The sequence below is a fragment of the Massilia sp. TWR1-2-2 genome (genome assembly GCF_049897565.1).
Classification (GTDB): domain Bacteria; phylum Pseudomonadota; class Gammaproteobacteria; order Burkholderiales; family Burkholderiaceae_D; genus JAFCUW01.
Window position 1 is genome coordinate 58,415 of sequence record NZ_JAFCWM010000026.1, and the last position, 11,900, is coordinate 70,314.

Below are 11,900 nucleotides of genomic sequence, written 5' to 3' on the forward strand. Positions count from 1 at the left end.
GGTCTCCATCAGGCGTCGAAGCGCAGCACGTAATGGCCGGCCACCAGGTGGTGCCCCGGCGGCAGCGTATACGGCTGCTCCGCGCTGGCCTCGCCAATGCTGGCGACAAACTGCATCTGCTCGTCGAGGTGGAACAGCGCCTGCGTCGCCGACAGCCGCCCGATCTTGTAGCCGCCGCCGGCAGCTTCAAAGCTGAAGGCGTTGCGCGACAGGCCGATGCGGTCTGCACTCGCGCTGTCGAAGCCGGCGGCGCGTTGAAGGAAACGGGCCGAGTCGAGCACGCGCAGCGCCGCCAGCATCGGCGCGCTGCGGCCGAACACGAAGCGCGCGCCACTGGCGACGGGCACGCTGACCGGCACCGGAAGGCACAGCATGGCGCAGTAGCGATCGGCCATCTCGTGCGCCACCGCCGACAGCTTGACCGCGCCGGCGTCGACCGGTGTGAAGCTGGCCGGCGCGCTGATGCGTTCGCGCCCGGCGCTGGTGATCGCATGCAGCTCGTCGCCGGCGTCGACCGCAAAGCTGATTACCGCGTCATGCGAATTGGCGGCCAGCCCAAGCGAACGGTCGATGCCAATTACGAGCGCCAGCGCGCCGGTCTCGCGATAGCGCGACAAGCGCGGCATCGCCAGTGCAACCAGGCTGACACGCTGCTGCGCAATCGGCGCGTAGGTGGCGTCGCCTTCGACGCCTGGCGACATCGCCGGGCGATGGCTGAGCGGCACCGCAGTCTGCTCCATCGCGTCGGTCGGCCGGACGCGGGTTTTCCACACAGCCGCCGGCTTGACCTGGATCGGCGCCGCTTCCACCGGCTTTGCGGCCGGTACCGGCGCGCTGGCGACGCGCGTGATTCTCATCATCAGCCGGGTAGCCTCGCCGGCTTCTTTCGATTTGATCGTGTAATAGCCGTTGATCGGGTCGTAGCTGCAATCGAACGCGCCTTTTGGCCGCACCTGCACTTCGATCGGCGCGTCCGGGCCGTCGTTGATCAGCAGGATGGCGCCGTCGCCGCCGAACGGCCACGCCGGCACCGCGTGGCTGGCCGATTCGTCGTCATGGCCGATCAGCGCCAGGCGCTGGTTCGGGTACATCGCGCAGACCGGCTTCCAGATGGCGCTGTCGCGCGAGGTGGTGACGGTGTAGAGCACCTTTTCGTCTGGCGCCGGCAGGTACACAGCGTGGCCGAACTTGACTTCGACCTGGCCCGATTCGAGCGCGTCGGCGCCGACGACATCGTAGCGAACTTCATCGCCGCCGAGCAGGTCGCCGAAATCCTTCTGGTGCAGGGCGGCGAGCGACTGCGCCAGGTCGCGCACGCGGGCGCCGCGGGTGAGGTGGCGGTCGTCGTCGACATCGTCCTGCGGCAGCATCAGCGTCACGTGCGAGAAGCAGCGCGTGGCGGCGCGGCCGCGATGCTCGCGCGGCGAGCGCTCGAGCAGGTCGCGCAGCTGCGGCCTGCGCGAAAACAGCGCCAGGCCGGGCGCCTGCCACAGCGCCTCGGCGTTGAATACATCGGGCACCTTGCCTAGCACTTCGTGTTGGACATAGACCGGCATGATTGAATCTCCTCTAATGATTGGGCACTGATCGCACTGAACGCTAGCAGGGGGCAGATGAAAAACAGCAGGTGGCTGCCGCCGGCCGACAGAAAACTCATCGGCTGGCCCATGATCGGGAAGATCGCCAGGTTGGTGCCCCATGACAGCAGGAAGTGGCCAAGCACGAAGGCGGCGCCGCCGCACAGCGCGAAGCAGCGGAACCTGCCCATCCACGCCTGGCGGAAGTCGCGCGCCTGGCGGCTGGCCGCGTACGAGCGCGCCGCCGTCTGCAGCACGCCGACCAGGAACAGCGCCTGCAGCGCCCACAGCGCCAGGGCGCCGAGCAGGCCGTGGCGGTTCAGGAAGAACGACGGCGCGAAATCGTCCTGCACTGCGGGAATCTGCAGCGCGCCGCCGGCGGCCTGGCCCATGGTCGACAGGCCGAGCAGCTGGTCCGATCCCCACCAGGCGCCTTCGGCGATGGCGCGCGCGCCCCGCAGCAGCTGCTGGCCGGTGTGCGGATGGCTGGCCGGATCGAGCCAGACCAGGAAGCGGTCGGCATAAAAGCTCCATTGCGCCACTTCGCCGGCGCCGGCGCTGCGCAGGTAGGCCACCGCGCCTGCCGCCAGGCAGGCCAGCGCGACGATGCCGGCGGTAGCCGCGTGCCGGCCGGCCGCGATCGAATAGGCGAACGCCATCGCGATGCTCCATACGGCCAGCAGGATCAGCGGCGAGTAGTCGTCTACCTGCACCAGGGCCAGTCCCAGCAGGGCGGCAAACAGCACCGCGGGTGCGGCCAGGCGGAACCAGCGCAAGGCCGGGCGAGTGTGTTCGGGCAAGGCGGCATCCCAGCCAAGACCGATGGCGATGCAGTGAGCAGTCAATGCCGTCAGTGCCAGCTTGGCAAATTCCACCGGCTGCAAATCGAATACGCCGGTTTCGTCGCCCAGCAAGACTTGCAGCAGCAAGGCGACCAGCGCGCAACCGGCCAGCAGCGCGAGCATCGATTCTAGGCGGGTCTGCGGCATCATGCCGCCGCGTCCGCGCAGCCGCAGCCGCAGGTGGGCGCCGATGGCCAGCCCAATTGCCAGCAGCGCCGTCGTCTTCTGGTAATGGCGCAGCCATGACGACTCCATCGCGCCCAGGCCCAGTTCGAGCTGCGCGAGCAGGCCGACCGCCAACAGCAGCGTGCCGGCGGCCGTCACCAAGGTGAGTCGGCCGGGCAGCAGCAGGCAGCACCACAGCGCCGCGCCGCCGAGCAGGATCGACCAGCCGATGCCGGGCGGCGTGGCGCTGCGCTGCAGGATGAGGGCGGCGACGCCGGCAATTGCCAGCAGCGCGGTGGCGAAGCTGGCGGCGCGGATGGCAGCGCCGGCGTCGCGCACGAACGGCCAGTATCCGCGCTGCCACGCAAGGGCGCCGGCCGCGCCGAGCGCGCAGCACAGGCCGAGCGCGATCCACCACGCCGCCCCGGCCGGCAGCTCCCACGCCTGGCGCTGGCGCCACTCCCATTGCACGTGCGGCGGCAGCGCGTGGCGCGCGTCGGCAAACAGCGCGACGTGGCTCAGTGGACGCAGTTCGAGCAGGTTGCCTTGCATGCGGGTGGCGAAACGCGTGCGTCCGGCCACCAGCGCAGTGACGCTATCGAGCGGCTCCTCGCGCTGCGCCAGGTCGTACGCGCCTGCCGCGGACGACATCGACAGCGGCGCGCCACTTGAATTCGACAACAGCAGCTGGCCTTTGACGCGCGAGAGCAGGGCGCTGCCGTAGCCGACGTATTCGATGCCCAACCGGTTGTCGCAATACAGGTTGCCGCCGAAAGTGAGCGGACGTGCGATGCTCAGCGCGTGCGGCGCCAGCCGGTTCCAGGCTGCGGCCAGGCGCGAAGAGATGCGGGCGTCGGGACAGGCCGGCTGCGCGCTGCCATCGCGCCGCAGTGTGGCGCCGTCATAGCGCCAGGACCGCCTGCCTTCGGAAAACGACAACGACCTGGAGTCGGCGGCGTCCACGCTGAACAGCGCCGCGCCAAGGCGGAACTGCTGGCCCTGAACCAGGGAGATGCTGCCGGTGCGCCGGTCAATGCCGTCGCGCTGCAGCACCAGTTGTTTGGCGCCGCTGACGTTGCGGGCGAACCAGCGGCCGGCCGGGTCGCGTCGCAGCCCGATGTGGGCGGTGTCGGCCTGGGACGCGGCCAACTCGTGCTGGCCCAGCGTGACCGACTCGCCAGGCTCGACGCTGACGGAGATGACGGCCGGCGACCACGCCGCCGGCGAGCGCCACAGCGCAAACAGCTGCAGGACGCACAACACGCCCAGGCTGGCAGTGAGAGCAAAGGCGCTGAATCGGCGGATCACGCCAGGCTCCATTCAGGCGCGCGCATTGCCGCGCGCACGTCGCCAATCATCCGGCTAACGGCAATGGCGTGAGGCGGCCGGCCGCTGCGCAGGGCGCTGAGCAGGGCGCGCAGCAGCGTCAACGCTTCGGTCGCGCCGGGCGCGTCGATGCGCTGCACGAACAGGGCCGCTTCATCGTCGCGCAACGTCGGCGGCACCGTGCCGGCATGGCGCGCCAGCAGCTGCGCGGCGCCGCCGGCCTGGTGGTCGCGATACGCCTGGCCGCAATCGCGGCAGAACCGCAGCGGCAGGCCGCCGGTGACGAGGTAGTAGAACATGGCGCCGAGGGCGAAGTAGTCGCTGCGCGCATCGGTCAGGTAGGAGTCGCCCGCTGAGGGAAAGAACTGTTCCGGCGCCTGCCAGTTGGCGGTGCCGGCGTAACTGTGCGGATCGCGGTCGTCGAGCAAGCGGTTGGTGCCGAAATCGGCCAGCTTGACGCTGCCGCGGCGCGCGTCGAGCAGCACATTCGACGGCTTCAGGTCGAGGTAGCGCCAGCCGTACTGGTGGACCTTGGCGATCGCCTGGTTGATCTGCGCCAGCCAGTCGAGCGCCTGGGCGAAAGCGACGGCGACGCCGGCCGCGCGTTCGCGCGCGACATGCCTGGCCAGGTCGCCGTCGAGCAGTTCCAGCGCCATCACCGGCAGCGCGTCGTGCATGCCGCTGTCGAGCAGGCGCACGATGTGGCGCTCGTCCCACGGTTCGAGCGAGCGCAGGAAAGCGATTTCCTTGTGGGCGCTGGCGATCCAGCGGTCGCGTTGTTCCGGGTGGGCGCGCGCCATCTGCTGCTGGTTGATCAGCTTGATGGCGACCTGGCGGCCGGCCGGCAGGGTGTCGGCGATCCAGACGACGCCATACGCGGAACCGGCCAGTGGCTCGTGCAGGCGGTAACTGCCCGCTTCGAGTGTGATGACCGCGCCCGCTTCCAGCATGCTTCCCCCGATGGTTGTGACGGCGGGTGCCGTCACACAGGGTTAGCAGGGGGAGGGGGAAATGGCATCCTCGCGCCACTTTTGAGCAAAGACGAAAAAAAACGCCGCCGGTTGCCCGGGCGGCGTTTCATGATTACGTGGCGTGCTATCAACGGTGGCCGTAACCATCGTGGCGGTGACCGCGGCGATGGCCGCCGTAGCCGTTGTAGCCGTTGTAGCCGTTGTAGTAACCGCGGCTCGAATCGACATACACTACCGCCGAAGGGGTGCTGTAGTATCGCGGCGCAGGGGCGTAATAGACCGGAGCCGATTCAACGTACACCGGCGCCGCCTGGTAGTAGTCGCCGCGGTTGTCATAGTACGACGAGCGGGTGTCGACATAGCTGCTGCGGTTGTCGTAGTAACCATTGCGGTTGTCGTCGTATCCGTTGCGGTTGTCGTAGTAGCCGTTGCGGTTGTCGTAGTAGCCGTTACTGTATGAACGGTCGTTCGAGCTGACCGCATTACCCAGCGCCGCGCCGATTACGCCGCCCACGATGGCGCCATCGCGCCCACCGCTGTTATGGCCAATCGCAGCACCGAGAACGGCGCCGACAGCTGTATTTACACCGCGATCTTGAGCCATTGCCGTGGAGGTGACGGCTGTAGCGGCCAGAATCACCGCGCCCAAGCATTTTTGATTCAACATGGCGTTTTCCTTTTGCCTCGAGCTGGATCAGGATGATCGCGTAACGTGCTGGGCATGTGTTCACTATATATTGTGCACAATCTCGCGCCATCGCTAATACAGACTCTTACATCTCATGCAGCGGCTGTAACATGTGCTGTATTGACGCTTGAAGATCGCGCCGGGCGCCCCATCTGACCAGGGTTATTCATTCACACGGACTGTCCATGCCCCGTCGCGCCCTGTTCACTGTCGCGACCTTGCTCGCGCTGCTGCATCTGTACATTGGCCTGCGCCTGATCCCGCCGATGGGACTGGGCACGCTTGGCCTGAGCACTGGCATCGCGCTGCTGGCCGCGTCAGCGCTGCTGGTGCTTACCGGCCTGTTTTCGTCGGTGCTCAAGGGCGCGCGCTTCAGCGAACAGCTCACCTGGGCGGGCCTGCTGTCGATGGGTTTTTTCTCGTCGCTGCTGGTGCTGACGGTGCTGCGCGACGTCGCACTGCTGGTGGCGGCTGCCTTTGCCGGCAGTCCGGCGATCGAGCGCGCCAGTGCCATTGGCGTGCCGCTGCTGGCGTTTGTCGTCACGCTGATCGGCTTCGTCAATGCGCGTCGTGTCGCCCGCGTTGTCGATGTCGAGGTGCCGATCGACGGCTTGCCGGCGCAGTTCGACGGCTACTCCATCGTGCAGATTTCGGACATTCACGTCGGCCCAACCATCAAGCGCGGCTACCTGAATGCGATCGTCACCAAGGTCAATGCGCTCAAGCCCGATGCGATCGCCGTCACCGGCGACCTGGTCGACGGCAGCGTCAAACGCCTCGGCATGCATACGGCGCCGCTTGAACGGCTCGCTGCGCCCGACGGCGCGTTTTTCGTCACTGGCAACCATGAATATTATTCCGGCGCGGACGAGTGGATCGTCGAGATGCGGCGCCTGGGCCTGACCGTGCTGCTCAACGAACACGTCGTGGTCGAGCGCGCGGGCGAGGCGCTGATGATCGCCGGCGTGACCGATTTCATGGCGCACCACTTCGACGAGTCACACCGCAGCGATCCGCATGCGGCGGCAAAGGGCGCGCCGGGCCACGTGAAGGTAAGGGTGCTGCTGGCGCACCAGCCGCGCAGCGCCGAAGCGGCCGCCGATGCGGGCTTTCACTTGCAGCTGTCGGGCCATACGCACGGCGGCCAGTTCTTCCCGTGGAACCTGTTCGTGCCGCTGCAGCAGCCGTTTACCGCCGGCCTGAATCGTCTGCGCTCGCTGTGGGTCTACACCAGCCGCGGCACCGGCTACTGGGGGCCGCCGAAACGCTTCGGCGCGCCGTCCGAGATCACCCGCGTGCGCCTGGTGCGGGCGAAGGGCGTGTAATGACGTCGTCATAAAGCCGTGCACAACGGAGCCAAAATGCGATATTGTGCGAATCCTCACTGAACAGTAATCGAAGGATTCGCTGCATGAACCGCACCCTGCGCCACACGTCCGTCCTCACTATCCTCGCCGCCAGCATGCTGGCCGCCAGCGCCTTCGCCGCCACGCCCGGCAACGACCCCGCCGCGCTTGGGCAGATCCGCAATGCCGCCCTCAAAAGCGACTGGGCGCTCGAACGCCTGGCCGACATGACGGACCTGATCGGCCCGCGCCTTTCCGGATCGGCCGGCGCGGCAGCGGCGGTAACGCAGGTGGCCGACGCGATGCGCAAGCTCGGCGCGACCGTCACGCTGCAGCCGGTGAAGGTGCCGCATTGGGTGCGCGGCGCGGAGACGGCATCGCTGGTTGAATACGCCGGCCGTCCCGCCGGCGTCACGCAGCGCGTGGTACTCACGGCGCTGGGCGGATCGGGCGCGACGCCGCAAGCCGGCCTGACCGCGCAGGTGATCGTCATCCGTGATTTCGACGAACTGAAGTCGCGCGCTGCCGAAGTAAAGGGGCGCATCGTGCTGTTCGACGTCGCTTTCGACCAGCAGATGGCCGAACGCGGCCAGGCCGGCACGGCCTACGGCCAGGCGGTGATTTACCGCGGCTTGGGCACGCGCCTGGCAGCGCAGATGGGCGCGGCGGCAGTGCTGGTGCGCTCGGTCGGTGGCGCCGATTTCCGCCTGCCGCACACCGGCGCCAGCGGCCTGCTGGACAACGCGCGCATTCCGGCGGCGGCAGTGTCGGCGGAAGACGCCATGCTGATGACGCGCCTGGCCGCGCGCGGCCCGATCAGCATGCAGCTGACCCTGACGCCGCAGGTGCTGCCGGACGCCGACAGCTTTAACGTCATCGCCGATTTCCCCGGCACCGACAAGGCCGATGAAATCGTCATCGTCTCCGGCCACCTCGATTCTTGGGACCTCGGCACCGGCGCCAACGACGACGCCACCGGCGTGGTCAGCGCGATGGCGGTGATCGACACGCTCAAGAAGCTCGACTTCCGGCCGCGCCGCACGATCCGCGTGATCGCCTGGATGAACGAGGAGAATGGCGGCCGCGGTGGCGCCACCTACCTGGAGGCCAACAAGGCGAACGCCGCCAAGCACATCGCCGCGATCGAAAGCGACGAAGGCTCGGGCCGCGTGTTTGGCATGCGCACCAGTGTGGGCAACGAAGCGATGAAGCATTTCGCGCCGTTGAAAGCGGCGCTGCTGCCGATGCAGGCAGGGGCGCTGCAGCGCGCCGATGCGCTGGGCACGGGCGACTTGCATGGACTCGAAGCGGCCGGCGTGCCGAGTTTTGCGCCGCTGATCGACGAGTCGACCTACTTCAACTATCACCACACGCCGGCCGACACGTTCGACAAGGTCAAGCCGGACGACCTGCGCCGCCACGTGGCGGTGATGGCGGTGACGACCTGGTACCTGGCCAACATGGAGCAGCCGATCGGCCGCGCCAACGTGCCGCCGCGGTAAGCCAAAAAAAACCCGGCGCATGGCCGGGTTTTTTCTTCTGCGCTGAACCGGCGACTACAGGTTCAGTTTTGGCAGGTAGCCGCCTGGGATGATGCCGAATACGGACAGCACGATCAGGATCAGCAGGATGATGAATAGCACGCGGACGATTTGGGCAACCGGAGCCGGCAGTGGCAGCAGGCTGACCAGCCACCAGATGAGTCCGAAGATGACGAGATAGACGATGAGGCTGATTAGTATGTTCATATTTTTTCCCCTACAGCTGTGGATGACGAATTGTCGAGCGACAGGTGGACGATATCGCAAACCCGATTGCTCGACTGTTCGGTAGGGCACATAGACAGCCTGCAACTCGCACGCGCGGGAAATTGAACCGCTATTCGTCGACGACCCGGCGGATTGCGCGGGCGCGCCCATGGAAAGGGCGGCCATACATGGTCTGGATGCCGCTGGTGAAGTTTTGCCCCCACACGAGCTGCGAGCGCGCTTCGGACGGTTCAGAAGACCAGTACCAGACACGGTGAAACTGTTCTTTCAGGTTGGCGAACAGCAGCGACAGTTCGCGCCGGGTCGGCAGCTCGCCGCCGGCGAAGGCGGCCCATTCGCGCGCGGCGGCCCAGGTGACGTCCTGGGCGTCGCCCGGAAGCAGCACGACGTGATGATCCGGCGCGCCGTTTTTCCCGAGGATCATCCCCGCGTAGTGTTCGCCGTCCTTCAAGCTTGCCCTGACTGGATCGTTCCTGCTCATTCGCCCTCCCTGGAAGCTCGCACGTAGCAGTTAAGACCCGCGCGCGAAGGCTAAGTTGCCGTGTTTCTGACGGCGTGAGCGAAAAAGGCGCTGCACCGCGAGCGGCCGCGTTTCGCCTTATAATTTCACCCTCTCTGAAATTATGGAAGTTGCAATGGTCCCCGTCGGCGGCCGCGTCACGCCAACGCTGCCGAATGATCACTGCACTCGCCATTTTTATCGCCACGCTGGTCCTCGTCATCTGGCAGCCGCGCGGGCTCGGCATCGGCAGGAGCGCCTCGCTCGGCGCCATCGCCGCCTTGCTGGCCGGCGTCATCCAGGTGTCCGACATTCCCGTCGTGTGGCACATCGTGTGGAACGCCACCGCCACCTTCATCGCCATCATCATCACCAGCCTGCTGCTTGACCAGGCCGGCTTCTTCGAATGGGCCGCGCTGCACATGGCCCGCTTCGGCGGCGGCAGCGGCCGCAAGCTGTTCGTGCTGATGGTGCTGCTCGGCGCGGCCGTGTCGGCGCTGTTCGGCAACGACGGCGCCACGCGCCGTGGCAAATCGTCGTGTTCTCGCTCGGCATGTACCTGGTCGTGTACGGGCTGCGCAATGCCGGCCTGACCGCCGCGCTGACGCAGCTGCTCGATGCTTGCGCGCAGTACGGCGTGTGGGGCGCGGCGATGGGCACCGGCATCATCACGGCGCTGCTGTCGTCGATCATGAACAACCTGCCGACCGTGCTGATCGGCGCGTTGTCGATCGATGCCACCGCCACCAGCGGCGCGGTGCGCGAAGCGATGGTGTTCGCCAACGTCCCAGGAGGCTTCCAGTGGATACGCATCTCGTCTGTACCATCGGTCATTCGACCCGTCCGATCGATGAATTCATCGGGCTGCTGCAGCTGCACGACGTGCGGTGCGTGCTCGACGTTCTCACGGTGCCGAAGTCGCGCCACAATCCGCAATATAATCGCGATAACTTGCCTGCTTCACTGGAAGCGGCCGGCATCGGCTACCGCCACATCGCCGGCCTGGGCCGGCTGCGCCATGCCCGCGCCGACTCGGCCAACACCGGCTGGCACAACGCGTCGTTTCGCGGCTACGCCGATTACATGCAGACGGTCGAATTCAACGACAATGTCGACGCCCTGGTTGAACTGGCGCGCGCATTTCGTTGCGTGCTGATGTGCTCCGAATCGGTGCCGTGGCGTTGCCATCGTTCGATGGTGGCGGACGCGCTGCTGGTACGTGGCGTCCCGGTCGAGCACATCATCAGCGGCGCCAAGCGCAAGCCGCATGTGCTGACCCCGTTCGCGGTGGTCGAGGGAACCCGGATCACGTATCCGCCGCAACCGAAGTCGGCGGCGCCAAGACTTCGACTCAAAAATAAAGCTGTCTGCTCTGGTTGCATGCCGATACCTGCTTGCCTATGCTGGTTCCTGAATGTCAAATCACTGGATGGAGGATGTCATGGGCCTCAAGAGCGCCGTCCTCGCGACGGCTTTTGTATTTATGGGCGGTTGCGCCCAGACCGGCGGCGTCAGGCCGCCGCCGCAGGCAGATGAAATTTACGCGCCCGATGCAGGGGTAACGTCGAGCGGTGCGTCGACGTCAGGCCGGACGAGCGCCGGCGGCGGCGAGCGCTCTCGCGAGGAAGTGCACGCCGAGGCGGTGGAGGCGGTGAAGAATCACAAGTCGACACTGATGGATGAACTGGAGTGGTTCAATCCGTTCGTCAAAGGGCGTTGAAAAAAAGCGTCACGATTGCTCGTGACGCTTTCAGCTTCGGCAAGCTGGCGCTGAAGGCTTCTCAGCCTTCAGGTGCCTGTTCAGGAACGCTTCCATTTTCGGGGCGAAATCGATCTCGGTGCTGACCTGGCGGAAGCCGTGCGCTTCGTTGGCATAGGTGATCCATTCCGGCGGCCGTCCAGCCTTGATCAGGGCAGAGCGGAGGCGCTCGCCGTGTTCGGCACGCGCTGCGACGCTTGGCGCTGCGCGGGGCGCGTGGTTCTGGCCTCAGCCATAGCCGTGGCGCTCCGTGGAGAGTCAAGCAGACGCAACAGTGCTCTGGCGTGCGGGTCGTGGGCCCGACGTTTTCCTTCCTCAAGACAGCCAGCCATGCCTTTTGATCTCTGAGGGTGGGAGCCGTGGGACGAACTCGACCAATATCAAGGCCGGTTGTCATAGGAGGGAGGAGTGCTTTTTGGACGTCTGCGGACGTCTTAGTACTTTGACATGGTGCCGGGACCGGAATCGAATGTGGCAAAGTAAGGCTTGTGCGGGTTGCGTTTCAAGTCAGTATTGCTCATCTATGGACGCAAACATGGACGCAAGGAATTATGGCGCTCGGCCTTGCGTTTTTTGGGTTCAATAGTTCTCGGCTGCGCCGATGGCCGTGGACCACTGAGGTGTGACAATTCGATAGTCTTTTGATACCTTCAGCGATGTACTATGATTTTGCGCAACGGCGCGCTCTTGCTGGAGCATCCAGGACGGGCCCGTTGATCTTTTCATTTATGCTGGGCATTGCTTTTTTGACTGGCATCATTGGATCAGTGAAGGATTGTACGAAACCGGAAGGGATTACAGCCGATCAAGGTCTGACAACGAGGTGGCGGCGCGCGCCCCAATCCACCCAAGTTAGCCGATTTCAACAATTTTTCTGACTCATTGCCTTGTGCGGTTTTTGGTCTTGCTTCCGCGGTTTCGAGAGATTTTCACGATGTCGATAGGTCCTTCCAGCGAT

General features: G+C 65.8%; 9 protein-coding genes and 2 pseudogenes. 4 read left to right on the forward strand and 7 right to left on the reverse strand.

The window, feature by feature from the left end; all coding sequences use genetic code 11:
- Positions 1 to 8 precede the first annotated feature (8 nt).
- The 4 genes from ACP7DD_RS21010 to ACP7DD_RS21025 form a co-directional block, all read right to left on the reverse strand.
- On the reverse strand, positions 9 to 1,556 hold the full coding sequence (locus ACP7DD_RS21010) for a hypothetical protein (RefSeq protein WP_426176784.1): 1,548 nt from the start codon (positions 1,554 to 1,556) through the stop codon (positions 9 to 11).
- Entirely contained in the window at positions 1,526 to 3,892 is a 2,367-nt protein-coding gene (locus tag ACP7DD_RS21015; RefSeq protein WP_426176785.1) for an FtsW/RodA/SpoVE family cell cycle protein, read from the reverse strand. The genes ACP7DD_RS21010 and ACP7DD_RS21015 overlap by 31 nt, the downstream gene beginning before the upstream one ends.
- Positions 3,889 to 4,860, reverse strand: coding sequence for a protein kinase domain-containing protein (locus tag ACP7DD_RS21020; protein WP_426176786.1), 972 nt, complete (start codon positions 4,858 to 4,860; stop codon positions 3,889 to 3,891). Before ACP7DD_RS21020 ends, ACP7DD_RS21015 begins: the two co-directional genes overlap by 4 nt.
- A gap of 148 nt (positions 4,861 to 5,008) precedes the next feature.
- Positions 5,009 to 5,548: a YMGG-like glycine zipper-containing protein gene (locus ACP7DD_RS21025; protein ID WP_426176787.1), complete on the reverse strand. Its 540-nt coding sequence runs from the start codon at positions 5,546 to 5,548 to the stop codon at positions 5,009 to 5,011.
- 206 nt (positions 5,549 to 5,754) lie between these two features.
- Here ACP7DD_RS21025 and ACP7DD_RS21030 point away from each other — a divergent pair, with 206 nt between their 5' ends.
- Both ACP7DD_RS21030 and ACP7DD_RS21035 read left to right on the forward strand, forming a co-directional pair.
- Positions 5,755 to 6,894 (forward strand): metallophosphoesterase, encoded by a 1,140-nt coding sequence (locus ACP7DD_RS21030; protein ID WP_426176788.1) that lies wholly within the window; start codon positions 5,755 to 5,757, stop codon positions 6,892 to 6,894.
- Positions 6,895 to 6,980: 86 nt separating this feature from the next.
- The gene (locus ACP7DD_RS21035) at positions 6,981 to 8,417 is read left to right on the forward strand and encodes a M20/M25/M40 family metallo-hydrolase (protein ID WP_426176789.1); all 1,437 of its coding nucleotides are present in this window, start codon (positions 6,981 to 6,983) and stop codon (positions 8,415 to 8,417) included.
- Positions 8,418 to 8,471: 54 nt separating this feature from the next.
- On the opposite strand, the gene ACP7DD_RS21040 is transcribed toward ACP7DD_RS21035, so the two are convergent.
- Together ACP7DD_RS21040 and ACP7DD_RS21045 are read right to left on the reverse strand one after the other, a co-directional pair.
- The gene (locus tag ACP7DD_RS21040) at positions 8,472 to 8,663 is read right to left on the reverse strand and encodes a Thivi_2564 family membrane protein (protein ID WP_099787834.1); all 192 of its coding nucleotides are present in this window, start codon (positions 8,661 to 8,663) and stop codon (positions 8,472 to 8,474) included.
- 130 nt (positions 8,664 to 8,793) lie between these two features.
- Positions 8,794 to 9,165, reverse strand: a complete 372-nt coding sequence (locus ACP7DD_RS21045; protein WP_426176790.1) for a DUF1566 domain-containing protein — start codon at positions 9,163 to 9,165, stop codon at positions 8,794 to 8,796.
- Between the two features lie 194 nt (positions 9,166 to 9,359).
- On the opposite strand from ACP7DD_RS21045, the pseudogene ACP7DD_RS21050 reads away from it, so the two are divergent.
- Positions 9,360 to 9,976: pseudogene (locus tag ACP7DD_RS21050) on the forward strand (ArsB/NhaD family transporter); the annotation flags it as partial.
- Between the two features lie 8 nt (positions 9,977 to 9,984).
- Positions 9,985 to 10,719, forward strand: coding sequence for a DUF488 family protein (locus ACP7DD_RS21055; protein ID WP_426176791.1), 735 nt, complete (start codon positions 9,985 to 9,987; stop codon positions 10,717 to 10,719).
- Between the two features lie 214 nt (positions 10,720 to 10,933).
- Here the strand turns inward: ACP7DD_RS21055 and ACP7DD_RS21060 are convergent.
- A pseudogene (locus ACP7DD_RS21060) lies at positions 10,934 to 11,110 on the reverse strand (alpha/beta hydrolase family protein); the annotation flags it as partial.
- Between the last annotated feature and the right edge of the window lie 790 nt (positions 11,111 to 11,900).